The organism is Duganella sp. Root336D2, assembly GCF_001425005.1.
GTDB lineage: Bacteria > Pseudomonadota > Gammaproteobacteria > Burkholderiales > Burkholderiaceae_D > Rugamonas.
In genome coordinates this window covers 517,369-543,451 of sequence record NZ_LMDB01000001.1, presented here as the reverse complement: position 1 = coordinate 543,451, position 26,083 = coordinate 517,369, and the positions used below count along the sequence as shown (strand labels likewise).

The following is a 26,083-nucleotide window of genomic DNA, read 5'->3' as shown; positions in this document are numbered from 1 at the left end:
CAGTTCCTCTTATGCGGCGTCGATGATGTCGTTGAATTCGTTGATGGCGTTGATCTCGGTCCCCATCGCGATATTGGTCACACGCTCCAGGATCACTTCCACCACCACCGGGACGCTGAACTTGGCCATCAGCTCGCGGGCTTGCTCGAAGGCCGGGATAATGTCGTCCGGCTTGTGCACGCGGATCGCCTTGCAGCCCAGGCCCTCAACTACGGCGACGTGGTCGACGCCGTAGCCGTTCAGTTCCGGCGCATTCACGTTCTCGAAGGACAGCTGCACGCAGAAGTCCATGTCGAAACCGCGCTGCGACTGGCGGATCAGGCCAAGGTAGGAGTTATTCACCAGCACGTGGATGTAAGGCAGCTTGAATTGCGCGCCCACCGCCAGTTCTTCGATCAGGAACTGGAAGTCGTAGTCGCCCGAAATGGCCACGATATCGGTGGTCGGGTCTGAGGCTCGCACGCCCAGCGCAGCAGGGATGGTCCAGCCCAGCGGGCCCGCCTGGCCGCAGTTGATCCAGTTGCGCGGCTGGTAGACATGCAGGAATTGCGCGGCGGCGATCTGCGACAGGCCGATGGCCGACACGTAGCGCGTATTGCGGCCGAAGTATTTGTTCATTTCCTGGTACACGCGCAGCGGCTTGACCGGTACATTGTCGTAGTCGGTGCGGCGCAGCATGGTGCGCTTGCGGTGCTGGCACTGGGCCACCCAGCCGGTGCGGTCGCGCAGCCTGCCGGCGGCTTTCCACTCCTTGGCCACTTCGACGAACAGTTCCAATGCATAGCCGGCGTCGGACACGATGCCCAGGTCGGGGCCGAAGACGCGGCCGATCTGGGTCGGCTCGATGTCCACGTGCACGAAGGTACGGCCTTCGGTGAACACGTCGACGGAGCCGGTGTGGCGGTTGGCCCAGCGATTGCCGATGCCGATGATGAAGTCGGAGGCCAGCACGGTGGCGTTGCCGTAGCGGTGGCTGGTCTGCAGGCCGGCCATGCCCGCCATCAGCGGGTGGTCGTCGGGGATGGTACCCCAGCCCATCAGGGTCGGGATCACCGGCACGTTGACGATTTCGGCGAACTCCTGCAGCAGCGCGGAAGCGTTGGCGTTGATGATGCCGCCGCCGGCGGTGATCAGCGGGTGCTCCGCGTCGTTCATCATCTCCAGCGCCTTCTCGACCTGGGCGCGCGAGGCGCGCGGTTTGAAGGCGTCCAGCGGGGTGTAGGTCTCGGGATCGAATTCGATCTGCGCCATCATCACATCGAACGGCAGGTCGATCAGCACCGGGCCCGGACGGCCGGAGCGCATCAGGTGGAAAGCTTGCTGGAACACGCGCGGCACCTGGGCCGGTTCCAGCACGGTGGTCGCCATCTTGGTGACCGTTTTGGCGATGGAGGCGATGTCCACGGCCTGGAAATCTTCCTTGTGCAGTCGGGCGCGCGGCGCCTGGCCGGTAATGCACAGGATAGGAATCGAGTCCGCTTGCGCCGAATACAGGCCGGTGATCATGTCGGTGCCGGCGGGGCCGGAGGTGCCGATGCAGACGCCGATATTGCCCGGCGCGGCGCGGGTGTAGCCTTCAGCCATGTGGGAGGCGCCCTCGACGTGGCGGCCCAGGATGTGCTTGATCTTGCCGTTTTTTTTCAGTGCTGCGTACAGCGGATTGATGGCGGCGCCCGGTACGCCGAACGCGACCGAAATGCCTTCTTTCTGCAGTACATGGACAGCTGCTTCAGCTGCCGTCATTTTTGCCATGGTGATCTCCTGATATGCATGAAGCGTGTTGTTGATGTTTTGTATGCTATCGGCGAACCGTTCCCCTGATAAGACGACAAAAAATCGTTTCATTCGATACTCGAGGTATGGAATAATCAGATCCATGGACAAACTCAAGCAAATCGAGGCCTTCGTGGCCGTGGTCGAGAAGGGCAGCCTGGCGCGCGCCGCGCTGGAACAGAACATCACGCCGGTGATGCTTGGGCGGCGAATTGATGCGTTGGAGAAACGTTTGGGTGTGAAACTGATGCACCGCACCACGCGCCACCAGACGCTCACGGAGCAGGGCAATGTGTTCCTGGAGGATTGCCGCAAACTGCTCTCTGACATGGATATCGCCGAGCGCAATATTTCGGAAGGCCGGCACAAGGCGACGGGCCACCTGATCGTGTCCGCGCCGGCCTCATTCGGGCGCCAGCATGTTGCGCCGCACGCGCCGGCCTTCTTGGCCGCCAATCCGGACGTGCAGCTGTCCTTCAACCTGACCGACCAGGTGATCGACCTGGTGCGCGAAGGTTATGACCTGGGCATTCGCATTGGCGGCGTTATCGACCCGAGTTTCGTGGCAGTGCGGCTGGCGAAGAACCGCCGTGTTGTCTGCGGCACACCGGAATACTTCGAGCGCCACGGCATCCCGCGTACGCTGGACGACCTGGCGCAGCACAACTGCCTGGCCTTCAACCTGCAGGGCGGGCAGCAGCGCGGCTGGTATTTCCAGCAGGGCGGCAAGCCTGTCACGGTAAGGGTGCAGGGGAACCTGGATTGCAATGACGGCGAGTTGCTGCACCGCTGGGCGTGCGAGAGCCTGGGCCTGGCGTGGCGTTCAACCTGGGAGATCCAGGCGCAACTGGCGGAGGGCAGCCTGATTACGGTGCTCGATGATTTTGCGCTGCCCGATTACGACATCATGGCCGTCTACCTGCAGCAAAGGCATTTGCCGGCGAAGATACGCTTCTTCATCGACGAACTGAAGGAGGTGTATGCGCAGCCGGGATATTGGACTAGGCCGACAGCGCTTGATCGGGCAAACGCGGCTGCGAAAGGAACACGGCAACTTCCGCCATCGCCTTGAACAGGGCGGAAGTCAGCAGCGCAACTTGGGTGCGCGACGGATCGTTCTCAAGATGGTTGACCGGCGTCAGCTCGCGCATCAGGCGCGCACGCACGATCTGCAGGCCGCAATGACCGATGATGGTGGCGATGCGCGGCAACAGCTCGCGCATCTGCTGCATGGCTTCATTGCTGGCGGCGCCGATTTCCAGCACCACCCCAAGTTCACTGGGCTCCATCTGCACCACTATTTTGCCGATGTCGGGCAAGTTCATTTCCAGGCGCAGGGCCACGCGCGGCTTGCGGCGGCGCTGCTCCGGCGGCCCTTCGTCCTGGCCGGGGTCGCGCGCCACGACGCGCAGCGTGAGCTTTTCCGCGCCCCAGGCGTAGACTGCGAAACGCCAGGCATCCAGCTCCGACACCAGGCCCGGATAAGGGCGCCCATCGCGCAGCACCGGCGGTGGCGGGTCGGCCATGAACAGGCTGGAGGGGACATGGCGGCCCTCGTTCTGCTGCTGCAGCGCGGCGCGCTGCTCGCCATAGGTGCGCACCATGACTTGCCAGGACGCGGCCAGCAGATTGCTATCGGGGGTGTGCCAGACCATCTGGCGCAGGGGGAATAACTGGTTGGGCTGCATCGACAGCGCTTCCTGCGACAGCAGCGCGCCGATGGTGGCGGCAGTGGCAGCACTGCTGCGCACCAGCTGGTTTTGCTGTGCACCTTCCATCGCCTCGATCAGCGCGCCGACGGAGGCGGGCAGGCCGCTTTGCAGCGCGAACTCGGGCGCATCGCCCGGCGGCTGGGCCACCGGCGGAACCGGCTGGGCATTGACCTGGCCGGGATTTTCCCGGACCTGGCGGTCATGGATGCTCAGGCTCGCATTGGAAGAAGTGACGCGATCGATTGCCATACAAACTGATAGTAATACGGCGATATAAAAAAAGCCAACCGCGCACGGTTGGCTTTCTCAGGCCACCCGCGAAATTACTGCAGCAGGGACAGGACCAGGGAGGACTGGCTGTTCGACTGTTTCAGCATGGCGGTGCCAGCTTGCAGCAGCATCTGCGAGGAGGTCATCTTCGCCGATTCGGAAGCGAAGTCGACGTCCATGATGCGGCCGGTTGCGTTCTTGGTGTTGGTCGAGATGTTGGCCAAGTTGTTGTAGACGTGGTCCAGGCGGTTCGACACGGCACCCAGGTCGGAACGCAGGGCCGACACTTTGTCGATCGCGGTAGCAACGATGTTGATGGTTGCGTTGGCGGCTGCGGTCAGTTCGGTGGTAGCACCGCCGGCTGCGGCACCGGTTGCGCCGTCGTAGTCGGCCGATACGGCTTCCAGGGCGGTGTCGATGGCGGTCAGGCTGGTGTCGAACTTGGCGTTCAGCTTCTCAGCGGAGTCAGCACCGATCTGGAAGTCAACACCTGCAGCCACGGCCAGCTTACCGGTGGTCTTGGTCAGCAGGGAGGTGCCGCCGAACTTGGTGTTGGTCATGATGTTCGACAGTTCGCTGGTCAGGGAGTTGAACTCGCTCTGCATTGCGGTCTTGTCGTTGGCGGTCGAGGAACCGTCAGCTGCCTGGGTTGCCAGGTCTTTCATGCGGCTCAGGATCGAGGTCACTTCGTCCAGCGCGCCTTCAGCGGTTTGCAGCAGGGAGATCGAGTTCTGGGTGTTGCGCATTGCGACGTTCATGCCGCTGGTTTGCACTTTCAGGCGGGTTGCAATCTGCAGGCCGGCAGCGTCGTCCATTGCCGAGTTGATGCGGAAGCCGGTGCTCAGGCGGGTCATCGAGGTCGACAGGGTGTTCTGAGTGCGGGTGATCGAGTTTTGGGCGGACAGGGCCGCTGCGTTGGTGTGAAGGCTCAGCATGATAACTCCTGGGTGGTTGGTTCAAATCGAGCAGCGGATCTTTTTCTGCGCTCTCAGAAGTACAAGACGACCGTGGGACCGGGAGCATTAAATGCCGAGTGGAAATTCTTTTGATTTATTTTGCTCGTGCGAGACTAGCAATAAAAAAGGGAGCCGAAGCTCCCGTGGTCATGCCTTACATATTTGGATAGTTCGGGCCGCCGCCGCCCTCTGGTGTGACCCAGACGATGTTCTGGGTCGGGTCCTTGATATCGCAAGTCTTGCAATGCACGCAATTCTGCGCGTTGATCTGCAGGCGGTCCTGGCCTTCATCGGTTTTGATGAATTCATATACGCCGGCTGGGCAGTAGCGCGATTCCGGACCTGCAAATTTAGCAAGGTTGACATTCACCGGCACCGAATCGTCTTTCAGCGTCAGGTGGACAGGCTGGTCTTCCGCGTGGTTGGTATTCGAGATGAATACCGACGACAGGCGGTCGAAAGTCAGCTTGCCATCCGGCTTGGGATAGGTGATCGGGGCGAATTCCGAAGCCGGGCGCAGGCAGGCGTGGTCCGGGGTCGAGTGGTGCAGGGTCCAAGGCGCTTTGCCGCGGAATACGATCTGGTCGATGCCGGTCATCAGCGAGCCCAGGTACAGGCCCTTCTTCAGCCATGGCTTGACGTTGCGCGCCACGTGCAGTTCCTCATGCAGCCAGGATTGCTCGAAAGCGGTCGGGTAAGCGGCCAGCTCGTCGGCCGAGCGGCCGGCGCCCAGCGCGGCCACTACCGCTTCAGCGGCCAGCATGCCGGACTTGATCGCAGCATGAGAACCCTTGATGCGGCTCATGTTGAGGAAGCCGGCGTCGCAGCCGATCAGGGCGCCGCCCGGGAATACCAGCTTCGGCAGCGATTGCAGGCCGCCGGCGGTGATTGCACGTGCGCCGTAGGAAATACGCTTGGCGCCTTCGAAGAAGGTACGGATTTCCGGGTGGGTCTTGTAGCGCTGGAATTCTTCGTATGGCGACAGGTACGGGTTCTCGTAATCAAGGCCGACCACATAGCCGACCATCACCTGGTTGTTTTCCAGGTGGTACAGGAAGGAGCCACCGTAAGTCTTGCTGTCCAGCGGCCAGCCAGTGGTGTGGATCACCAGGCCAGGCTTGTGCCTGGACGGATCGATTTCCCACAGCTCCTTGATGCCGATGCCGTAGGACTGGGGATCCTTGCCCTTGTTCAGGTCGAACTTGGCCATCAGCTGCTTGCCCAGGTGGCCGCGCGCGCCTTCCGCGAACAGGGTGTACTTGCCGTGCAATTCCATGCCCAGCTGGAAGTCAGGGCCTGGTTCGCCATCGCGCTTCACGCCCATATTGCCGGTCGCCACGCCTTTAACCGAACCATCGTCGTTATACAGTACTTCGGCGCCGGTGAAGCCAGGGAAGATTTCCACGCCAAGGGCTTCGGCCTGCTGGCCCAGCCAGCGCACCACGTTGCCCAGCGAAATGACGTAATTGCCGTGGTTCTCGAAACACTTCGGCAGCATGAAGTTCGGGGTCTTGAACGCCTTGCTTTCAGTCAGGAACAGCACGCGGTCTTCGGTGACTTCGGTGTTCAGCGGAGCGCCCAGCTCTTTCCAGTCAGGGATCAGTTCGGTCAGGGCTTTCGGGTCCATCACGGCGCCGGACAGGATATGGGCGCCGAGCTCGCCGCCTTTTTCCAGCACGACCACGGAGGTATCCGCGTTCATCTGTTTGATCTTGATCGCTGCCGCCAGGCCAGCAGGGCCGCCGCCAACGATCACAACGTCGTACTCCATTGCCTCGCGCGGGCCGTACTGTTCTACAAGGTTGCTCATAGTGTTTTTGTAAGAATGAAGGGAAATTCGATGCTGGAAATAGAACGAGTGTGCTCTTTTTTCCCGGGTATTGCAACGGTGGCGCCATTGTGAGGGCTAATATTAGACGTGGCAATCTAATAAGGAGGTTTTTTGTGTCATCATGGCGGAACGGAATCAAAAGGAGTAGCCGGTGGGGATCGAAGTAAATTTTGAGGGCAAAATCGCCCTGATCACGGGTGCCTCCAGCGGGCTTGGCGCCCGGTTCGCCAAGGTGCTGGCCAAGGCCGGATGCCAGGTGGTGCTGGCCTCGCGCCGCAGCGAACGGCTGAAAGAACTGCGTGCAGAAATCGAAGCCGACGGTGGCGCCGCCCATGTGGTCACGCTCGACGTGACCGACTATGCGAGCATCAAATCGGCCATCGCCCACGCCGAAACCGAGGCCGGGCCGATCGACATCCTGGTCAATAATTCCGGTGTGTCTATGACGCAACGTCTGCTTGACGTCTCGCCGGAAGATTATGACTTTGTCATGGACTGCAACCTGCGCGGCGCCTTCTTCGTGGCGCAGGAAACCGCCAAACGCATGATTGCGCGCGCCAAGGGCGATCCGCGCAAGCAGCACCGCATTATCAATATCGCTTCAGTGGCTGGCCTGCGGGTGCTGCCGCAGATCGGCGTCTACTGCATGAGCAAGGCAGGCGTGGTGCAGATGACCAAGGCCATGGCGGTGGAGTGGGGCAAATATGGCATCAACACCAACGCCATTTGCCCGGGTTATATCGAGACCGAGATCAATGAGGACTATTTTGCCAGCGACCAGGGCAAGCGCCTGATCGATATGCTGCCGCGCAAGCGGGCCGGCAAGCCGGAAGACCTGGATGGCTTGCTGCTGCTGCTGGCGGGGGATGAAGCGCACTTCATCAACGGCGCCATCATCTCCGCCGATGACGGGATGATGGCTGGTTAAGCGGTTTTCAGCGCGCCCCAGCCAGCTTGTGCACCAGCTCGGTCGCTGTGGCAGCCCCAAACTTCCGCATCAAACTGGCCCTGTGCATCTCTACAGTTCGCGGCGACAATCCCGTATCCCGCGCGATCATCTTGCTGGTCTTGCCTTCCACCAGCAGCGCCGCAATTTCCCGCTCGCGCGGCGTGAGTGCCGCCGACACCGGCCTTTGTTCCGACACATCTTCAAACGTCCAAATGCCCGCGCCCAGCGGCTGGGCCGCATCCAGCGCGCGCCCGGTCACGTGGCACCAGAACAATTCCCCATTGGCGCGGCGCATAATGCGCTCATCCGAATAACGCCCCTTGGCATTCATGATAGGGATGATGCGGTCGCCGGTGCGCAGGTATTCATCCTGGGTGGGGTACAAGACCTGGAACGATTGCCCATCCAGTGCGCCGGCGCCGTAGCCGAACATGGCGGCCAGCGCATCGTTGCTGGTTCTGATCACGCGGTTGTCCGATACGCACATGCCTACCGGGGCGAATTTGAAGATGGATTCGTAATTGATCGGCATTGCGGTATTTCTACGGTATTGAAGTTTCGGCGCGCGTATTCTATCCTCAATCGCCTTCTGGCCATTTGAACAAGGAGACATAATGAACAAGATTTACCCGGATGCCAAGGCCGCCCTGGCCGGCATCGTGGCCGACGGCCAAACCATTGCGGTCGGCGGTTTCGGCCTGTGCGGCATCCCGGAAGCGCTGATCGCCGCCCTGCGCGATAGCGGCGCCACCGGCCTGACCGCGATCTCCAACAACGCCGGCGTGGACGGCTTTGGCCTGGGCCAGTTGCTGGAAACCCGCCAGATCAAGAAGATGATCTCCTCCTACGTGGGCGAGAACAAGGAATTCGCGCGCCAGTTCCTGGCCGGCGAACTGGAACTGGAATTCACCCCGCAAGGCACCCTGGCTGAAAAGCTGCGCGCCGGCGGCGCCGGCATTCCAGCCTTCTTCACCAAGACCGGCGTCGGCACCATCGTCGCCGATGGCAAGGAGATTCGCGAATTCGACGGCGAACAGTACGTGATGGAGCGCTCGCTGGTGGCCGACGTGTCCCTGGTCAAGGCCTGGAAGGCCGACAAGTCGGGCAACCTGGTATTCCGCAAAACCTCGCGCAACTTCAACCCGAACGTGGCTGCCGCCGGCAAGGTCTGCGTGGTGGAAGTCGAAGAGATCGTGGAAGTCGGCGCCATCGATCCGGACGCCGTGCACCTGCCGGGCATCTACGTGCACCGCATCGTGCTCAACGCCTCACCGGAAAAACGCATCGAACAGCGCACCGTGCGTGCCAACTAAGGAGAAGACAACATGGCATGGACTCGTGATGAAATGGCCGCGCGTGCGGCGAAAGAGCTGCAGGACGGCTTTTATGTCAACCTGGGCATCGGCCTGCCGACCCTGGTGGCCAACTATGTACCGCAAGATGTCGAAGTATCCCTGCAGTCGGAAAACGGCCTGCTGGGCATCGGCCCGTTCCCGACCGAAGCGGAGGTGGATGCCGACCTGATCAACGCCGGCAAGCAGACTGTGACCGCACTGCCAGGCGCAGCTTACTTCAGCTCGGCCGATTCGTTCGCCATGATCCGCGGCGGCAAGATCAACCTGGCGATCCTGGGCGCGATGCAGGTGTCGGAGAAGGGCGACCTGGCCAACTGGATGATCCCGGGCAAAATGGTGAAGGGCATGGGCGGCGCGATGGACCTGGTGGCCGGCGTCAAGAAAGTGGTGGTGCTGATGGAGCACGTCGCCACCGCCAAGGATGGCTCGACCTCGCACAAGCTGCTGAAGAAATGCGACCTGCCGCTGACTGGCGTCGGCGTGGTGGACATGATCATCACCGACCTCGGCGTGATGGAAGTGACCCCGACTTTCATTTACTTATTGGCCTTTGACGTAGGTGTATTTACGTTTGCGGATCGAGCTGATGTTCGGGTTGATCCGTTTCGACTGGATCGCCGATGGCGGGCCGCCGGAGCCGATCACCACCGATACACGGCGATCGGGGGCGTTCGGGTTCCTTGGGTCAGATGGTGGGCGCACCAGCACGCCGCGCGCCAGCACCGGCGAAGGCGGCAGGCCGCCGCCGGCAAACACCGAGGAGCGGCTGCCGCCGCAGAGGCCGTCGGCGCCGATGGTGCCTGAAGCATTGAACAGGTTGACCACGTAGCCGCGCGCTTCACCTAAAGCGGTGGAGCAGCTGGAAGCGTTGCCGACGATCGGGCGGTTGGTGCTGAACATCACGGTGCCGCCGGCGATCAGGGAGGAGGTCACGACCTGCTCGCCCTTTTGCAATTCCATGAACCAGCCACGGCTGCTGCCGTTCGGCAGCACGTTCGGCGAATTACAGTCGGTTGGCGAAGTGCTGTTGGTCAGGCTGGCGTCCATGTTCAGGCCGGCCTCGTCAGTCGTTGGACGGCTGCTCAAGTCGTCCAGCGCCACGTAGAAGCGGTTGGATGTCGACTCGTACGGGTATTGCCAGGACAATGGGTGTTCGCGGTCGCCGCTGCCCAGCGTCACGTAGACGAATCCCTTGTTGTACAGCAGTGCCGGGCCGAACATGAATTTGCGCGGGCTGGTGGCCTGGTTGGTGTAGGCCACGCGGTACATGCGCCAGCTGCTGGCGTTCAGGGCCGCCTTATTGGTCGGCGTATCGATGAAGTCAATGCGGTAGACGTTGCCGCCCAGGTCGGCCGCATAGGCATAGTCGACCGTTCCATCGTTGTCGATATCGATCATCGAAACGTCGCCGACGATGCTGCGCTTGGTCTTGAAGCTGGCCAGCAGCGAGCCGGTTTCCGCGTCCATGATGTAGACGAAGCCGCCTTTGCCGGAAACACAGGTTGGCGCGCCGGTGTTGGCATCTTCGCAGTTGTCGTAGCCGCCGCCCATCACGATGAGCGGGCGGGTCGCGGAATAGCCCTTGACGAAGGCCACCGATGGCATCGACCAGGTCTGGCCGATGCCGTCGAAGCCAGGGGTGCAGTTGCTGTCGTTGGCCAGGTTAGGGCAACCAACCGACCACATCAGGCGTGGACTGTCGATGCTGCTGACGTCCAGGCCGTATACCATGCGGCCGCCCCGGCGCATGGTTGGGTAGATCCAGATCTTCTTGGCTTCGCTGGCATCGATCGGCTGGTTCTGGTACACGCCGGTGGAACCGTCGAAGAAGTAGTCCTTCGGGGTGCCGACTGCAGCCACGTCGCCGGGGCCGGCCACGTTCGGGTAGTTCACCAGCGGCGTCTGGTCCTTCAGGCGCGACAGGCGGCTGAAGAATTCAGGGGCGACGAAGGCCCAGCGTTCCTTGCCATTGCTGGCGTCCACGGCGCGGAAGAAACCGTCGTTGGAGCCGTAGAACACGAAGACATTGTTATCGTCATAGGCCAGCGGCAGCGGGCGCGAGTGGATCACGTCGCCGTGGATCGAAGGGCGGGTGGTGGTGGTCGGCATATCCGCGCCGCGCTCTAACGTGACGTCCGCGCCTTTGATGAAGTTGACCAAGTCGGCCGACAGGCCGCTATTGGTGGTGTTGAAGGCTACCAGCGAAGTGCCGCCGGCTGTGCGGGTGTACAGGGTGCGGTTGACCGCGTAGCTCGGGGTGCCGGTGGTGCCAGGGTCATTACCATTGCGCAGCATCTGCGCCATTGCGCCTTTCTCAACCGATGGTCCGTCCGGCGCATCGGAGTAGGGCGAAACACCGCTCGGCAAGGCCTTGCAGCCGCTGGAAGGGTCAGGGTTGAGCCCGAGCTTTTCCCAGTACGCACCCTTTTCGACCGTCCAGTAGCTTTGCGCGCAGTCGGTGATGAAGCCGGTGTTGTCATTCACTGCCAGGTTGCCGTTGACGTCGCCCAGCTTGACCTCGGAACCGTCCAGCACCAACTGGTAGCGCTTCAGGTTGCCGAACCAGCGCGGCTTGGCGTCCGGGTCGGGACGGAACATGCCGATGAAGACCTGGTTCTGGTTCTGCGAACGGTTGGTGGCGTTCACCGGCAGCGAAGTCGACGCAAAGGTCGAGTTCACGGCCAGGACCTCGCCAATAATCTGGTTCAGTGCGTCAAGGATGGCCTGTTGGCTCTTGGCGGCAAAATACTTGCCGCCGCCGGCCCGGGCCATGCTCAGCATCAGCTTGGTGTGCTCGATGTTCTGCTGCGCGTTGTACACGTCGATGGTGTAGAACGTTACTTTGGACTTCAAGGTGCTGGCCGGGATCGGCACGCCCTTGTCGTGCATGAAGCGCGCCCATTCGTCGGCATTCCACGGATTGGCATCGGTGGTTTCGCCGCCGGTTGGCACGTTGGTCACGCTGCTGTTGACGCCATTGATTGCATATGATGCGGTGCCGACCGGGCAGATCTTGCTGCCGTCGTTCAGGGGCGAGCCGATCTTGCAGCCGTCGGTGTAGTTGCCGCAGGTGGTTGGCCAAGGCGCCATGTTCAGTTCGTTACCGGCAGCGCTCTGGCTCGAATAGCAGACCGAGGTCTGGCCGATATTGGTAACGCTCTGGACGGTCTCGGTCGAGAAGTTCGGCAGGCCGAGTTGCCTGGTATTGCCGCCCAGGCTCTGCAGCTGGGTGGTGTTGGCGGAATCGTCCTTGGTCGGACCGCTCTGGTCCGGATTGGTGACGAAGATGACGATGGTCTTGGCGCAGCTGGCGTCGTCACTCAGGGGAGACTTGAACGGCACCCAGCGGCTGACATAGCCGTCCGGGTCGGCAATCGAGCCTGGCGTGACGCCTTGCGCGGCGGAATAGCCGGGGCGGCCGCCGAGGTAATTGTAGACGTCATACAGCAGGTTGCCGTACATCGTGCCCGAGTTGCGCTTCTCGATCGGGCTGGTGATGCCGTTGTCGATGGCGTCGAGCCGGTTGTTGAAAGCGTTCTTGGCCGAAGGACTCATCGGCTGCACCTGGAAACGCACGAAGCCGCCATTGTCGTTGGCGTTGCCGTCGGTGACGAACTCGAACAGGCCGACATTGACTTTGGAGTCCAGGGTGGCGATTGCGTTCTTGATGGCGCGCACCTCGGATTGGCCCTGGGTCAGTCCGCCCGGCCATTGCTGCGCCTGGCGCGACCAGTTGGACGTATTGTCCAGCACAATCAGGATGCGTGGATTGATCGAGGTACCGGCGGAGGCACCGGTGAAAATATCGATGTCGTCAGCGCCAGCTGGGAACGACAGGAGGGTGGCGCATGCGCCGAGGCTGGCGGCCGCGGCGATCATAAGCTTTTTTGGCATGGCTGGCTCTCAAAAATAAGCGGGCTACTATTTGCAGGAGGTTTCGACGTTGTCGGTGGAGACGCGCATGGCGACGCCCTGCACCATCTGCACTTCCGATTGAACCTGCTGGTCCTGGCTGGTGGCCGTCATCTCCCAGGTCGAGTCGGCGCACATCGAATCACCTTTGTTGGCGCCGACGATTCCGCTGTCGGCGCTGGAACCGACGCTGCAGCCGCGGTCTTCTTCGACGCCGAAATCGAGTTCGTTGGTCTTGATGGTGCGCACCTTGACGCATTTCGCTGCGCTCAAGGCAGTGACAATATCGACCACGCCGTCGCCATTGAGGTCGAAGCAGCGATGGTTACTGTTCAGGCAAGGCTGGTTCAATGCATCGTTTGGCGTGTCAAAGAAGCGGGTGCTGGACATCGCCTCGTCGAGCACGCTGCGGCTGGCGGCAATGCCTTCATCGCGGTTTTGCATATTGTTGACCACCTGGATGCTGGACTTGCTCAGGTTGAAAGTCGTCATGGCCAGCAAGGTGATCAGCACGAGCATGACCAATGCTACGACCATGGTCATGCCGCTTTGCTGACGGATTGCAGGGTGTTTCATCAGGATTTCCTTCCGGCCACGTTAGGCAGGCCGATCAGTGAGGTGAAGACGTGGCGCTTGTACTTGTCGTTGCTGGCACCGACGACATTCTGCTGGCCGTTCTCGTCCGAGCCGAGTACATAGGATTTGCTGTCAGTGTGTCCCACGGAAGGGCTCAAGGTGCGTGCTAGCAGGTGCAGTTTGACCGACACCACGTTGCCCCACTGCGCATCGTTGACTTTGGTGGTGAAACTGTCGGCCACGCCATCGTCGTTACTGTCAAGACCGTATTCCAGCTGCATATTTTCGATGCCTTCGGCCAGCGGCACGATCTGGACCGACATGACACCGCTCTTGCTGACCACTTCGGCACGCTTGAGGGTCGGGATGCCATCGCCCGCGACACTGTTGTTGGCAACAAAGTAGATATGGGTCAGCAGGCGGCGTACCTCGGCCACGCTGCCGCTGTTATAGGCTGTGGTGCAGTTGAACTTGTGCAGGCTGAAGCCGCTGTTTGTCGCCGAGATCTGGTAGTGCTTGGTCTTGTCGTTGGAGCCAAGTTCATAGTCGTTGGCGCATTGCGAGGCCTGGAAGAAGGGGCCGCCGGCAGTGTCGTCTTCGCAATCGGCAGCGCCGACCACACAGGTGTGGGTGTGGCGCACCACCACTGCATCGGTATTGGCCTTGACGTCAGACAGGCAGCCGAGTGAATTGCTGTTGTCATAGCCTTGTACCGCGTAGGCGATCGCGCCGCGCATACTGGTCAGGTCGAGATCGCACGGGTCGGGAAGGGCGGCCGGCGCCGTCAGTTCGATCGGGTCGTATTCAGAGTAATAGCCGGCGTTGCGCAAGTCGCCAGTCATCAGCTGCATGGCATAGCGGCCATTCTCCACCTGGCGGTTGGCGCGTTCGATTTCCATTTGCGCGGCACTGTTGCTCGTGAACAGGGTCGACAAGCCGGCGAGCAGCAGGAGACCGACGGCGACGGCCACCATCAGCTCGACTATGGTAAAGCCTTGCTCGCGACGGCGATAATTCTGCATGGATGGGCTCCTCATTTGCAGTTCAGTTGAGGAATCAGGACCTGGGCGGCAATCAGGCGGCGATAGCTCTCGTCGCCGAACTGATTGAGCCCGCAGCCCAGCGATGGAGCCTGGGTGGCGTGCAAGCCTTGCCAGGTAACGGCTACCTGGACAATGGCGGGCCGGCAAACGCCGGCGCTGGGGTCGGCGACCTGCAGCACGGTGATGCAGCCGCGGGCGCCAATCATGGCGCCGACCTTGGTGCTGCTATCAATTTCCGCAGCACCTTTCAGCAGATTGCTCCACTCGCAAACATCGCGCAGTGCGCCGGCGCCGAGGGCGCTGCAGTCGGCCGGCTGCGTGTCGCCGGTGCCGATGTTGCTGGATTCGTAAGATGCGACATTCACCGGGTTGCCTTGCACGCGGGCGGTCATGTCGTCCAGCAGGATGACGGCCTGCGCCCGCTGGTAAGACTCGATCGAGCCGACGCTGGCTTTGGCCTGGAAGACGGCAATGCCCAGCAGGCCGAATGCCAGGATCACGATCGTGACCAGCACTTCAATCAATGAGATGCCGTGTTGGCGGGGTCTTAGCATGATGTGGGTTTCACGTTCGGGCGGCCGCCGAGGTCAATGTTGATGCAGCTGGCCTTGCCCGTGGAAGAAGTAATCGAAAATTGCGGACTGCTGGTGCCCTTGACGCGGCCGGCGGCGGTGAAGGTCACGCCGCTTGCGGGACCGGTGACGGTGATCGCCTGGCGCGTGGCAAAACTGGCCAGTACCGGCTCGCCGGCATTCGGGCTTGGGATGGTCCAGCCCGTGTTCCAGTTGGCGGCAGGGGAGATCGTCACGTCCTTGTTGCGCTTGATGGCTTCGCTGCGCGCGCGCAGGATGCTGGTGAACAAGTCGCTCGAGGTACTCTTTAAACGCTGGTTGGAGATAAAGTCCTGCATCGCCGGCATGCCGACGGACGCCAAGATGCCGATAATGACAACCACCAGCATCATCTCTGTCAGGCCGAAGCCGGATTGGCGCTTCATGGCATCACCACTTATCGGCTGGCAGCTTGGCGCCAGCCTGGTCGATGCTCAGGTTGCCGTCGCTGGCCTGGCCGCTGCCGGCGACAGGCGTGGCGGTGATGGTGAACTTTGGCGGCGGACCACTGTCGGTCTGGATGGTGATGGTGTACCACTTGGACACGGCTGGCGGCGTCTGCATGTTCAGGCCGGCGACCGAATCTTTGTAGACGCGCGCATCGGCCAGGAATTGCTGTTCGCGCTGCGCCAGGTCGATCAGGTGCTGCTGCGCAGCGGCGCGATTGCCGCGAATGACGTAGCGGGTGTAGTTGGGGATCGCGATTGCAGCGAGGATACCGACGATTACAACGGTGACCATCACTTCAATCAAGGTAAATCCACGGTGGCTGGGGAGTCTCATCCTGGCTTCCGTTATATGCATTATTAGTGAGTTTATTCTAGGGCTCGTGTTTCCGTATGTCAACATTCACGCCGTGACTATTCGTTACATTCTCGCCACAAAGAAAGACAGGCCCCATGCAGTATTGCATGGGGCCTGTTTTGATGATACGGGAGTTGCGGGCTTATTCGGCAGTGGCGGCCAGGGCTTCCGCGGTAACCGGCTGGGCTGGCGCATTCAGCGGGGTTGGATTGGCCAGTTCGCGCTTCAGGGTGTCCATGTCCAGCTCGCCTTCCCATTTGGCGACCACCAGGGTTGCCACGCCGTTGCCGACGAAGTTGGTCAGGGCGCGGCATTCGCTCATGAAGCGGTCGATGCCGAGGATCAGCGCCATGCCTGCCACCGGGATGCTAGGCACCACGGCCAGGGTGGCAGCCAGGGTGATGAAGCCGGCGCCGGTGATGCCGGAGGCGCCTTTCGAGGTCAGCATGGCAACGCCGAGGATGGTCAGTTGCTGCCACAGCGTCAGGTCGGTATTGGTGGCCTGGGCGACGAACAGGGCGGCCATGGTCATGTAGATATTGGTGCCGTCCAGGTTGAAGGAGTAGCCGGTCGGTACCACCAGGCCAACCACTGGCTTGGAGGCGCCCAGTTTTTCCAGCTTGCGCATCAGCGAAGGCAGGGCGCTTTCCGAGGAGGAGGTACCCAGCACGATCAGCAGTTCTTCCTTGATGTAGGAGATGAAGCGCGCGATCGAGAAGCCGGTGTACTTGGCGATCAGGCCCAGCACGATGAACACGAACAGCAGGCAGGTCAGGTAGAACGAACCCATCAGCTTGGCCAGCGGCAGCAGGGAAGCGATGCCGTATTTGCCGATGGTGAAGGCCATGGCGCCGAAGGCGCCGATCGGGGCGGCCTTCATGATGATGTTGACCATGCCGAAGAAGGCGTGCGATACCTCGTCGATCAGCTTGTGTACCGGGCGGCCGCGCTCGCCGAGCAGGGACAGGGCGAAGCCGAACAGCACGGCAACCAGCAGCACCTGCAGGATGTCGCCCTTGGCGAAGGCATCGAACACGGTGTTAGGGATGATATTCAGCAGGAAGTCGGTGGTGGTCAGCGCCTTGGTCTTTTCCGTGTACTGGGCGATCGACTTGGTGTCCAGCGTGTGCGGGTCGGCATTGAAGCCGGCGCCAGGCTGCATGAAGTTGGCAACGGCCAGGCCGATGACCAGTGCGAAGGTGGAAACGATTTCGAAGTAGAGCAGGGCTTTGCCGCCGACGCGGCCAATCTTCTTCACGTCCTGCATGCCGGCGATGCCGCTCACCACGGTACAGAAGATGACCGGGGCAATGATCATTTTGATCAGTTTGATGAAGCCGTCGCCAAGCGGTTTCATGGCTACAGCGTCGGCCGGCAGGTAGATGCCGAGCATGACGCCGCAGAAGATGGCGAACAGTACCTGGACGTACAGTACTTTATAGAAGGGTTTCTTTTCCATGATGAGGGGGCCTCGTTTGTCTCCGAATATCCTCATCATGGCAAACGGCTTGTCTTGCCGCTATTGTGTCTATCCCCATTGTGGAAAACCACAATGGGGTGGGTGCTGCAGCGCCGCACGCCATATAATCCTGGCATGACCCTGCAACCCTACCTCGATACCTTCCCCCAGCTGGCAGACGGCGTGTTCGTCCACCAGTCCGCGCAAATCGTCGGCGACGTCAGCATCGGCCGCGATGCTTCGATCTGGTGCAATGCGGTGGTGCGCGGCGACGTCAATCGCATCACGATCGGCGAAGGCAGCAACGTACAGGACTTTGCCATGTGCCACGTATCGCACCGTTCTGCAGCCAAACCGGAAGGGGCGGCCCTGACGATCGGCAAGCACGTCACGATTGCGCATTCGGTGCTGCTGCATGGCTGCACCATCGGCGACGAATGCCTGGTCGGCATGGGTTCGATCATCATGGATGACGTGGTCATCGAAAAGCACGTGATGGTCGGGGCGGGCAGCCTGGTGGCTCCCGGCAAGGTGCTGAAGAGTGGTGGACTGTATGTCGGCCGGCCCGCGATGCGCATCCGCGAGCTGACCGAACAGGAGATTGCGCATTTCAAGTACTCGGCCGAGCACTATATGCGCCTGAAGAATAACTACCTGGCGCAGCAGGACTGATTACTGAGCGACCCAGCCGCCATCCATATTCCAGGCCACGCCGCGCATCTGCCGGGCGGCATCGGAGCACAGGAAGACCGCCATGGCACCCAGCTCCTCCGGCGTGACGAATTCGCCAGACGGCTGTTTTTCCGCCAGCAGGGCAGCTTTGGCCGCTTCGTTGGACAGGCCGTCCTTTTCGGCGCGGGCATCGACCTGTTTCTGCACCAGCGGCGTCAAGACCCAGCCAGGGCAGATGGCGTTGCAGGTGATGCCGGTCTTGGCGGTTTCCAGCGCCGTGGCCTTGGTAAAGCCAACCAGGCCGTGCTTGGCAGCGACGTAGGCGGACTTGCCGGCCGATGCCACCAGCCCGTGTACGGAAGCGAGGTTGATGATGCGGCCCCAGTTGCGCGCCTTCATGTGCGGCAGTGCCAGGCGGGTGGTGTGGAAGGCCGAAGTCAGGTTGATGGCGATGATGGCATCCCAGCGTTCGGCCGGGAAGTCTTCGATGTTGGCCACGTGCTGGATGCCGGCGTTATTTACCAGCACGTCGACGCCGCCGAATTTGCCGGCAGCATAGGCCATCATGGCCTCGATGTCGGCCGGCTTGCTCATGTCGGCGCCGTGGTAGCCTGCCTGCACGCCGAATTCGGCGGCCAGCGATTCCTGCAGACGGGCGATTTCGCCCGCGTCGCCAAAGCCGTTCAATACGATGTTGGCGCCTTCCGCTGCCAGGCTGCGCGCGATGCCCAGGCCGATGCCGGAAGTAGAGCCGGTTACGAGCGCAGTTTTGCCGCGCAGAGCCGTGCTGACCATTTGGTCCCCTATAATTAGTTAGCCAATGTAGAATGTAGCGCAAAAACCAATAGTACGGGGAGCGAGGAACCGAATGCCAGAAGCTAAAATCAAGTCCGTTCAGTGTTTCTCCATGTCTGGTTTGCACCAGATGGCATACAAGGAATGGGGCGAAGAAGACAACCCGGACGTACTGGTCTGCGTGCACGGCGTTACCCGTGTTTCGGATGATTTTGACAATCTTGCACAGTCGCTGTGCAAGGATTACCGGGTGGTCTGTCCCGATGTGGTGGGCCGCGGCCGTTCCGGCAGCCTGGTCAATCCCCAGCTCTACCGATTGCCGCAATATGTCAGCGATATGGTGACGCTGCTGGCGCGCGTGCTGGCCAATGGCGAGCGCCAGACGGTCGACTGGTTCGGCACATCCATGGGCGGCTTGATCGGCATGGGCCTGGCCTCGCTGCCGGATAATCCGGTCAGCAAGCTGGTATTGAACGATATCGGCCCCACATTGGATTCGCTGGCGATCCAGCGCATCGGCGATTACATCGCGCAGGAAGTGCGCTTCCCGACCTTCAAGGCTGGCGCCGAATTCGTGAAGATGGTTTCGACTACGTTCGGCGAACACACGGATGCGGAATGGCATAAGCTGGCCGCCGACGTGCTGCGCCAGGACAGGGACGGCTCGTGGGTGCGCCACTACGACATGGGCCTGGCCTTGCCGTTCCAGTCTGTGACGCCGGAATCGGCCAAGGCCGACGAAGCCATGCTGTGGGCGGCCTACGATGCGATCCGCTGCCCGACCTTGCTGGTGCGCGGCGCCAATTCCGACCTGCTGTCGCGCGAAACTGCGGAAGCCATGACGCAGCGCGGTCCGAAAGCCAGGCTGGTGGAAATCCCGGACGTCGGTCACGCGCCGACCTTCCTGCACGACGACCAGATCGCGATTGCGAAAGATTTTTTGTTGAACCACTAAGAGAGAAGCATGGAAATCAAACGTTTTCACGTAGGTAAGCGCATGTCGGAAATCGCCGTCCATAACGGCACCGTGTACCTGGCCGGCCAGATCGCCGAAAAGGCTGGCGACATCAAGGCGCAGACTGCGGAAGTGCTGGGCCACATCGACCGCCTGCTGGCCGAAGCCGGCAGCGACAAGGCGCACATCCTGCGCGCCCAGATCTACATCACCGACCTGGCCAATTTCGCCGCCATGAATGAAGTGTGGGAAGCCTGGGTTGTGGAAGGCAATACCCCGCCGCGCGCGACTGTCCAGGCGCAACTGGCGAATCCTGAATGGCTCATCGAAATCGTGGTGACTGCCGCCCAGAAGTAAGTTAGAAGTACGTAAAGGTTTCAGCAATGGTTTCAATCGCGGCTCTCAATAGCGCAACGACGGACGCGCTGGTACAAGGCTTGTCCGCCGACGATGGGGCGCGCGTGCTGGCTGCGCTCGACCACGCCAGCCAGGCGTACAGCGGACGTATCACCGGCCACGGGCAGGATGCCCTGGAGTTTGCCGTCGGGGTGGCCAGCACACTGGCCATCCTGCGCACCGATGCGGAAACCCGCATCGCGGCACTGATGTTCGAGCTGACCCTGCTCGACGCCGATACCGCCCCTTTCATCGAGCCGCGCTACGGCCAGGAAGTCAACGACTTGGTGGCTGGCGTGCGCCAATTGATCCGGCTGCGCGAACTGACGCTGGCGTCTTCCGGCAGCGCTGCGCGCACCAAGAATGCGGCGCAGCAGGCTATGGCCCAGGTCGAGTCGCTGCGCAAGATGCTGCTGGCAATGGCCACCGACATGCGCGTGGTGCTGGTGCGCCTTGCATCCTGCTGCACCACCTTGCGTTACTTCTCCGATATCAAGCGCTTTGATGAAGTGACACGGGCTTACGGCCGCGAAACCCTGGACCTTTACGCTCCGCTGGCCAACCGCCTCGGCATTTGGCAGATCAAGTGGGAGCTGGAAGACCTGTCGTTCCGCTTCATCGAGCCGGATACCTACAAGCGCATTGCGAAGATGCTGGAAGAGAAGCGCATGGCGCGCGAGAGCTTCGTCACGTCTTCCATTGCGCGCCTGCAGTCCGAATTGGCTGCAGCGGGCATCAAGGCCGAAGTCTTCGGCCGGCCCAAGCACATCTATTCCATCTGGAACAAGATGAAGGGCAAGGACCTGGACTTCTCGGAACTGTACGATGTGCGCGCCTTCCGCGTGATCGTCGACGACGTGAAGACCTGCTATACGGTGCTCGGCGTGGTCCACAATATCTGGACCCCGATCCCCAAAGAATTCGACGATTACATTTCCCGTCCCAAGGCAAACGGCTACCAGTCGCTGCACACCGTGGTGACGGCGGACGATGGCCGACCGCTCGAAGTGCAGATCCGCACGCAGGAGATGCACGGCTTCGCGGAATACGGCGTGGCTGCGCACTGGCGCTACAAGGAGGAGGGCGGTTCCAACTTCAAAGGCCAGCAATATGACGAGAAGATCGCCTGGCTGCGCCAGCTGCTGGCCTGGAAAACCGAAGTTGCCGATGCTGTAGTCAATAACGAGGACCAGCAGCGCGAATGGGTCGAGAAACTCAAGTCCGCCACGCTGGACGACCGCATTTTCGTGCTGACGCCGCAGGCGCGCGTGATCGAACTGCCGGTCGGCGCTACGCCGATCGATTTCGCCTACCACCTGCACAGCGACGTGGGCCACCGCTGCCGCGGTGCGCGCGTCGACGGCCAGATGGTGCCGCTGAATACCGCCTTGAAAAGCGGGCAAACTTGCGAAGTTATTACCGCCAAGGGCGCGCCCGGCACGGCTGGCCCGTCGCGCGACTGGCTGAGCCCTGGCTACACGGTTTCGAACCGGACGCGTACCAAGGTACGTGCGTGGTTCCACGCCATCGACGTGCAGGAAACTGTCGCCAACGGCCGTTCCCTGGTCGAGAAATCGCTGCAGCGTGAAGGCAAGACTGCCGTCAACCTGGAAACCCTGGCGCAAAAGCTGGGCTTTGGCAAAGTGGATGACCTGTTCCTGGCTGTTGGCAAGGATGAGTTCTCGCTGCGCCACGTCGAAGCCGCCTTGCGCGACCCGGCTGAATCGGAAGAGGATTCCACCGACCAGGTGGCGGTGAATAAGAGCCGCATTTCGAGCGTGGAATCGGGCGCCAAATCGGGCGTCTTGGTGGTTGGCACCGATGGCTTGATGACGCAACTGGCCAAATGCTGCAAACCGGCGCCACCCGATCCAATTGTCGGTTTTGTCACGCGCGGCAAAGGTGTGTCGATTCACCGCGCCTCGTGCAAAAACTTTGCCGAAATGCGTTCCAAGGCGCCCGAACGGGTAATCGTGACGGCATGGGGCGCAGCCCGCTCCGATACGGTATTCCCGGTCGATCTGTTTGTATTGGCTGCCGACCGCCAGGGATTACTGCGAGATATCTCCGAGATTTTCTCGCGCGAGAAAATCAACGTTACCGGTGTAAATACCCAGTCTGCCAAAGGCCAGGCCCGCATGACATTTACGGTCGAGATCGGAGCTACCAGCCAATTGCAAAAAGCCCTCGCTGCGATCTGCGAAGTCAGCGGCATCCTCGAAGCCCGCCGTGCTTGAGTCGAGGCGACTTGCCTCCCTCTGCGGGCTTGCCTGCAACGTGCCAAGGCTTGGCGCGTTGCAGCCAGAAGCTAGTTCGCTGGGCTGCTGAACAGTTGTGCGATCAGGTCGGCAGTGCGCCGCACGCGAGGCGATTTGCGCACATCATCGTGAATCACCATCCATAGTTCGCGCTGCACCGGGCAGATAATGTCGGGGATTATCAAGCCCGCGGCGAGGTAATCAGGCAGGATTGCAATGCCAGCCGCAAAACGCACTGCCGCCGCAATTGAATTAAGGTCGTTGCTGTAAAAAACATAGGGCCGGCCCGCCGCAAATGCTTCCAGCCACTCCTGCTGCGGTGTTTCTGCGAGGCTTTCGTCGTAGCCGATAAATTCCCATTGGTCCGGGTTATGCGAGGCGAGATATTCAGGCGTGGCGCACAGATAATATTTGACGGTTGCGACGACCCGTACCGCCAGATCGGGCGCTAATGGCCGACGAAAACGGATCGCGATATCTGCCTCGCGCCGCGATAAATCCACGTGGGCCGGTTCGGCACCCAACTCGATTTGAATTCCCGACAGTTGCGCATGCAACCCTGCCAAGCGCGGCGCGATCCAATGGGCTGCAATGGCTGGTGGTGCGGAAATGCGCACCGTGCCAAATCCGTCGGCAGCGCCAGTCGCCAGCCGCAGCAATCCCTGGATTTCCTCCTCCACGCGGCGCGCCTGGGGTAGTAGCTCTGCGCCAGCAGTGGTTAATGACCACCCGCGTGCGAAGCGGTCAAATAGCCGCACGCCCAGTACTTTTTCGAGCGCCTCGATGCGGCGCGAGACGGTTGTGTGCTCAACACCAAGCGAGCGCGCGGCTGCAGACAGCGAGCCAGACTCGATGACGGCAAGGAAGTAGCGAAGATCGTTCCAGTCAGGGGTATCCATCGGTGCAATTATGCACGGGTGGCGCGAGGTTTTTGCAATATTACTGCGCGATCAAGCCAGCTATCCTTTATCGAGTGTCCAACAGAATGGAGGTTTGCAATGAGGAAATTTGTTTTGGCTACGTTGGTGCTTTGTGGCGCGGCGGCGGCCACCGATATGCCCGCTGCCACGGCGGGCCTGGCCGGCTCGTGGGAGCTGATCGGTGCCTATCGGGAGCATCGCGACGGCAGTCGAAGTAACGATTACGGTGCGAAACCGCGCGGCATGCTGAATGTGGCAAGCGACGGGCGATATGCGCTGCAGATCTACCATGCCGAAAGGCCGCCTTTCGAAGGCGACTTTCGCGCGGCCGGGGCGCAAGAGTACAAGCGGCTATTGCTCGCCATGAGCGCCCATTTCGGCAGCATCTCCGTGGAGCAGGACAAGCTGGTGTTCCGCATCACCGCTGCCTCGAATCCACAATGGGATGGATCGGTGCAGCGGCGCGGATACCAGTTGCGGGGTGACGTCCTCGAATGGCGGGTGCCGCCGCGACCTGATGGCGATGTGCCGATCTCAGTTTGGCGACGCTTGCCGTGACAAGCCTTTGCGCAATGTAAGGCGCGGCGACACCCGCAAGGCCATCAGCCCGAGCCCGAACAAACATAAGGCGCCAGGTTCGGGAATTCCATTGAAATCCTGGATTCCGCTGATGGACGAAATAGCGACAATGCGTGCGTCGGCACAGTTGGCGGTATCGCACAAGATGCCAAGGCTGGTGTTATTGGATGCACTGAAGGCGGCAGAGTAGAACGGAACCGGGTCGATAAAGTATGCCTTGCCCTCGTCGGTGAGTGTCCAGCCGAAATTCAGGTTGACGAAGGCGCCACCTAACTCGTTCAGGCCGCCAAGGCCGTGCCGTACCGCATGGCTGGAGTGCGCCAGTTTGTATTGCTGGCCGAACGTATCGACCCAACCATCCGCTGCCAGGGTGGCGGCGTGATAGATGTTGTCGGCGCCCGGATCGGCATACATATCGAAATCGAAATTGGTGATCTGGCAGCCGACGCCATGGCCAAGCAGGGAATTGCAATGGAATGTAGTCTGGAATGTGCCATACAGTCCATAGTCAAGATTGGCTCGGCTTCTTCCTGCAGAGACTGGCATGCCGTTGTCGGAAAAGCTGTCAAAGGTCACATAGCCTTTCGAGACGTAAGTGGCGCCTGCGCCGGCAGCGAGCAAGGGATTGCCGGAATAGCTGATGCGGTGTGATGAAATGCCGTTGATTGCCGTGGCGCGGAACGTCTGGCCACCGTTGGTCAGGGCGCCGCCATTCGAATTCGGATTGATCAGAAAGGCAGGTGAGGCATTGGCGTTGGCGAGCGCCAGTGCCAGGGTCATGGCTGCCCCAAGTTTTGGAAGATTATGCATTGTGACCTCCGGGAATGATGAGGAATTAGCCGTTCGGCTAATATCCTGATGAGCATCATTTGTGCCCGGAGTGTCCCGCCTGTTACGTCGGCGCGTGCGTCAATTGCGCCGACGTTTTCATTAGAGCTGCGGTTCGGCTTGAAGCGTGATGTGATCGATTCCATGCTTTGCCAGTAGCATGGCTTTGACGTTGTGCAGGATTTGCGGCCATTCCTGCAAGTCGTCGATTTCAAGGTGGCCGATCAAGGCCGGCTGGCCGGGCGACATTTCCCATACGTGCAGATCGTGCACGGAAAGGACGCCCGGGACTTCGGCCAGGTCGGCGCCGATCTGGGCGTAGTCGGCGCTATCGGGCACGCCTTCCATCAAATGGTGGAAGGATTCGCGCAGCACGCCGATGGTCGATTTGAGAATCAGCAGCGACACCAGCAGAGAGAGAATCGGGTCAATCTGCATCCAGCCGGTTGCCATGATCACGCCGCCGGCGATCAGAGCGGCGACGGAGCCAAGCAGGTCGCCCAGCACGTGGACCAGTGCGGCGCGGGTATTCATGCTTTCCTTGTCGCGCGACAGGCTCCACGCGACGAGCACGTTGACCGCAAGGCCGATGGCGGCGACGACCAGCACCGTGCCGCCTTGCACCGGCACTGGTGAAGCGAAGCGTTGGACTGCTTCAAACACAATCCATCCGACGACAACCAGCATTGCCAGCCCATTGACGAAAGCGGCTAGCGCTTCGGCGCGGCCGAAACCGAAAGAGTAGCGCGCGGAAGGGCGGCGCTTGGCAATCAGTTGCGCCAGCAGGGCCAGGCCGAGCGCTGCGGCATCGGTCACCATATGGCCGGCATCGGAAATCAGGGCCAATGAATTGGCCATGAAGCCAGCCACCACTTCGACCACGGCAAAGCCCAAAGTCAGTGCCAATGCGGCTGCCAGCGCTGCCTGGCTGCGATGTTCGTTGAAGTGGGCGTGCTGCGCGTCGCCATCCAAATGGGCGTGCAGGTGGGTGGAATCGTGGTTTTGCATAGGCTCTGAATATAGCAGCAATGTTTTCTTCGGAAAACACTTGTCACAGAGGGAAGTGCTCTCTATAATGCTGGCTCTCGGGCGGTTAGTTCAGCTGGTTAGAATACTTGGTCGACATCCAAGGGGTCGGGGATTCGAATTCCTCACCGCCCACCAGAATATTTTTATGTAGTACCATTGCAAAAGACACGGGCGGTTAGTTCAGCTGGTTAGAATACTTGGTCGACATCCAAGGGGTCGGGGATTCGAATTCCTCACCGCCCACCAGACATTTTGTAAGAGCGAGAAAGGCACACCGGTTATGACACCGCGAACTACCATCAAGGTTGGTGAGTGACGCTAGTCGATCGGCTTTCTTTTGCTTGTTCAATTGAAGAAAAACGCGGCTAGCCCGCGTTTTTTTTCGTCCATTTTTTCCAGC

24 protein-coding genes, 2 tRNA genes and 1 pseudogene are annotated in these 26,083 nt (G+C 60.9%); 11 read left to right on the top strand and 16 right to left on the bottom strand.

All coding sequences use genetic code 11. The features are described 5' to 3' along the window. Positions 1 to 9: 9 nt before the first annotated feature. Positions 10 to 1,752, bottom strand: coding sequence for a glyoxylate carboligase (gene gcl, locus ASD07_RS02165; RefSeq protein WP_055924466.1), 1,743 nt, complete (start codon positions 1,750 to 1,752; stop codon positions 10 to 12). Positions 1,753 to 1,876: 124 nt separating this feature from the next. On the opposite strand from gcl, the gene ASD07_RS02160 reads away from it, so the two are divergent. Further along, positions 1,877 to 2,845: a LysR family transcriptional regulator gene (locus ASD07_RS02160; RefSeq protein ID WP_055924463.1), complete on the top strand. Its 969-nt coding sequence runs from the start codon at positions 1,877 to 1,879 to the stop codon at positions 2,843 to 2,845. Here the strand turns inward: ASD07_RS02160 and ASD07_RS02155 are convergent. From ASD07_RS02155 to ASD07_RS02145, 3 genes are all read right to left on the bottom strand, one after another. Further along, the gene (locus ASD07_RS02155) at positions 2,775 to 3,734 is read right to left on the bottom strand and encodes a hypothetical protein (RefSeq protein WP_055924460.1); all 960 of its coding nucleotides are present in this window, start codon (positions 3,732 to 3,734) and stop codon (positions 2,775 to 2,777) included. The two genes, ASD07_RS02160 and ASD07_RS02155, sit on opposite strands and share 71 nt — an antisense overlap. A gap of 74 nt (positions 3,735 to 3,808) precedes the next feature. After that, on the bottom strand, positions 3,809 to 4,690 hold the full coding sequence (locus ASD07_RS02150; protein ID WP_055924457.1) for a flagellin: 882 nt from the start codon (positions 4,688 to 4,690) through the stop codon (positions 3,809 to 3,811). Between the two features lie 175 nt (positions 4,691 to 4,865). After that, positions 4,866 to 6,482: an electron transfer flavoprotein-ubiquinone oxidoreductase gene (locus tag ASD07_RS02145; RefSeq protein WP_055925277.1), complete on the bottom strand. Its 1,617-nt coding sequence runs from the start codon at positions 6,480 to 6,482 to the stop codon at positions 4,866 to 4,868. 211 nt (positions 6,483 to 6,693) lie between these two features. Between ASD07_RS02145 and ASD07_RS02140 the strand changes: the two genes are divergently transcribed. Further along, the gene (locus tag ASD07_RS02140; protein WP_055924453.1) at positions 6,694 to 7,470 is read left to right on the top strand and encodes an SDR family oxidoreductase; all 777 of its coding nucleotides are present in this window, start codon (positions 6,694 to 6,696) and stop codon (positions 7,468 to 7,470) included. Between the two features lie 7 nt (positions 7,471 to 7,477). Here the strand turns inward: ASD07_RS02140 and ASD07_RS02135 are convergent, their stop codons facing one another. Beyond that, positions 7,478 to 8,023 carry a PAS and helix-turn-helix domain-containing protein gene (locus tag ASD07_RS02135; RefSeq protein ID WP_055924450.1) on the bottom strand — a complete coding sequence of 182 codons (546 nt, stop codon included), beginning with the start codon at positions 8,021 to 8,023 and terminating at the stop codon, positions 7,478 to 7,480. An 82-nt stretch (positions 8,024 to 8,105) separates the two neighbouring features. On the opposite strand from ASD07_RS02135, the gene ASD07_RS02130 reads away from it, so the two are divergent. Together ASD07_RS02130 and ASD07_RS29875 are read left to right on the top strand one after the other, a co-directional pair. Further along, the gene (locus tag ASD07_RS02130) at positions 8,106 to 8,804 is read left to right on the top strand and encodes a CoA transferase subunit A (protein ID WP_055924447.1); all 699 of its coding nucleotides are present in this window, start codon (positions 8,106 to 8,108) and stop codon (positions 8,802 to 8,804) included. A 12-nt stretch (positions 8,805 to 8,816) separates the two neighbouring features. Beyond that, positions 8,817 to 9,410, top strand: a pseudogene (locus ASD07_RS29875) (3-oxoacid CoA-transferase subunit B); the annotation flags it as partial. Here ASD07_RS29875 and ASD07_RS31565 read toward each other — a convergent pair. The 7 genes from ASD07_RS31565 to ASD07_RS02090 all read right to left on the bottom strand — a co-directional run bounded on the left by ASD07_RS31565 (position 9,387) and on the right by ASD07_RS02090 (position 17,251). Then, on the bottom strand, positions 9,387 to 10,955 hold the full coding sequence (locus tag ASD07_RS31565; protein ID WP_229207046.1) for a pilus assembly protein: 1,569 nt from the start codon (positions 10,953 to 10,955) through the stop codon (positions 9,387 to 9,389). The pseudogene ASD07_RS29875 and the gene ASD07_RS31565 sit on opposite strands and share 24 nt — an antisense overlap. A gap of 1,812 nt (positions 10,956 to 12,767) precedes the next feature. Next, the gene (locus tag ASD07_RS02115) at positions 12,768 to 13,334 is read right to left on the bottom strand and encodes a hypothetical protein (protein ID WP_055924436.1); all 567 of its coding nucleotides are present in this window, start codon (positions 13,332 to 13,334) and stop codon (positions 12,768 to 12,770) included. After that, positions 13,334 to 14,356: a PilW family protein gene (locus tag ASD07_RS02110; RefSeq protein ID WP_055924431.1), complete on the bottom strand. Its 1,023-nt coding sequence runs from the start codon at positions 14,354 to 14,356 to the stop codon at positions 13,334 to 13,336. The genes ASD07_RS02115 and ASD07_RS02110 overlap by 1 nt, the downstream gene beginning before the upstream one ends. Positions 14,357 to 14,367: 11 nt before the next feature. Beyond that, complete coding sequence (locus ASD07_RS02105; RefSeq protein ID WP_082507059.1) at positions 14,368 to 14,931, bottom strand: prepilin-type N-terminal cleavage/methylation domain-containing protein; 564 nt, start codon at positions 14,929 to 14,931, stop codon at positions 14,368 to 14,370. Further along, positions 14,925 to 15,374 (bottom strand): GspH/FimT family pseudopilin, encoded by a 450-nt coding sequence (locus tag ASD07_RS02100; protein WP_055924425.1) that lies wholly within the window; start codon positions 15,372 to 15,374, stop codon positions 14,925 to 14,927. The genes ASD07_RS02105 and ASD07_RS02100 overlap by 7 nt, the downstream gene beginning before the upstream one ends. A 4-nt stretch (positions 15,375 to 15,378) precedes the next feature. Continuing rightward, entirely contained in the window at positions 15,379 to 15,771 is a 393-nt protein-coding gene (locus ASD07_RS31560) for a type IV pilin protein (protein WP_200953741.1), read from the bottom strand. Positions 15,772 to 15,934: 163 nt separating this feature from the next. After that, the gene (locus tag ASD07_RS02090) at positions 15,935 to 17,251 is read right to left on the bottom strand and encodes a dicarboxylate/amino acid:cation symporter (RefSeq protein ID WP_055924415.1); all 1,317 of its coding nucleotides are present in this window, start codon (positions 17,249 to 17,251) and stop codon (positions 15,935 to 15,937) included. Positions 17,252 to 17,386: 135 nt separating this feature from the next. Here ASD07_RS02090 and ASD07_RS02085 point away from each other — a divergent pair, with 135 nt between their 5' ends. Beyond that, the gene (locus tag ASD07_RS02085; protein ID WP_055925274.1) at positions 17,387 to 17,923 is read left to right on the top strand and encodes a gamma carbonic anhydrase family protein; all 537 of its coding nucleotides are present in this window, start codon (positions 17,387 to 17,389) and stop codon (positions 17,921 to 17,923) included. On the opposite strand, the gene ASD07_RS02080 is transcribed toward ASD07_RS02085, so the two are convergent. Beyond that, a complete protein-coding gene (locus ASD07_RS02080) occupies positions 17,924 to 18,718 on the bottom strand; it encodes a 3-hydroxybutyrate dehydrogenase (protein WP_055924411.1) in 795 nt (264 codons plus the stop codon). A 73-nt stretch (positions 18,719 to 18,791) separates the two neighbouring features. Between ASD07_RS02080 and ASD07_RS02075 the strand changes: the two genes are divergently transcribed. The 3 genes from ASD07_RS02075 to ASD07_RS02065 are packed head-to-tail and all read left to right on the top strand — an operon-like array spanning position 18,792 to position 22,306. Further along, positions 18,792 to 19,673, top strand: a complete 882-nt coding sequence (locus ASD07_RS02075) for an alpha/beta fold hydrolase (protein ID WP_055924408.1) — start codon at positions 18,792 to 18,794, stop codon at positions 19,671 to 19,673. 9 nt (positions 19,674 to 19,682) lie between these two features. After that, positions 19,683 to 20,030 (top strand): RidA family protein, encoded by a 348-nt coding sequence (locus ASD07_RS02070; RefSeq protein ID WP_055924404.1) that lies wholly within the window; start codon positions 19,683 to 19,685, stop codon positions 20,028 to 20,030. A 26-nt stretch (positions 20,031 to 20,056) separates the two neighbouring features. Beyond that, positions 20,057 to 22,306: a bifunctional (p)ppGpp synthetase/guanosine-3',5'-bis(diphosphate) 3'-pyrophosphohydrolase gene (locus tag ASD07_RS02065; protein ID WP_055924402.1), complete on the top strand. Its 2,250-nt coding sequence runs from the start codon at positions 20,057 to 20,059 to the stop codon at positions 22,304 to 22,306. A gap of 71 nt (positions 22,307 to 22,377) precedes the next feature. Here the strand turns inward: ASD07_RS02065 and ASD07_RS02060 are convergent, their stop codons facing one another. Continuing rightward, positions 22,378 to 23,226 (bottom strand): LysR family transcriptional regulator, encoded by an 849-nt coding sequence (locus ASD07_RS02060; protein WP_055924399.1) that lies wholly within the window; start codon positions 23,224 to 23,226, stop codon positions 22,378 to 22,380. Positions 23,227 to 23,325: 99 nt separating this feature from the next. On the opposite strand from ASD07_RS02060, the gene ASD07_RS02055 reads away from it, so the two are divergent. After that, positions 23,326 to 23,805, top strand: coding sequence for a lipocalin-like domain-containing protein (locus ASD07_RS02055; protein WP_082507058.1), 480 nt, complete (start codon positions 23,326 to 23,328; stop codon positions 23,803 to 23,805). Here ASD07_RS02055 and pepA read toward each other — a convergent pair. Then, the gene (gene pepA, locus ASD07_RS02050) at positions 23,782 to 24,636 is read right to left on the bottom strand and encodes a flocculation-associated PEP-CTERM protein PepA (protein WP_156397818.1); all 855 of its coding nucleotides are present in this window, start codon (positions 24,634 to 24,636) and stop codon (positions 23,782 to 23,784) included. The genes ASD07_RS02055 and pepA overlap by 24 nt on opposite strands. A gap of 120 nt (positions 24,637 to 24,756) precedes the next feature. Further along, the gene (locus ASD07_RS02045) at positions 24,757 to 25,662 is read right to left on the bottom strand and encodes a cation diffusion facilitator family transporter (protein WP_055924390.1); all 906 of its coding nucleotides are present in this window, start codon (positions 25,660 to 25,662) and stop codon (positions 24,757 to 24,759) included. 79 nt (positions 25,663 to 25,741) lie between these two features. On the opposite strand from ASD07_RS02045, the gene ASD07_RS02040 reads away from it, so the two are divergent. Both ASD07_RS02040 and ASD07_RS02035 read left to right on the top strand, forming a co-directional pair. Next, positions 25,742 to 25,818: transfer RNA gene (locus ASD07_RS02040), tRNA-Val, on the top strand. Between the two features lie 34 nt (positions 25,819 to 25,852). Continuing rightward, positions 25,853 to 25,929: transfer RNA gene (locus tag ASD07_RS02035), tRNA-Val, on the top strand. Positions 25,930 to 26,083 lie beyond the last annotated feature (154 nt).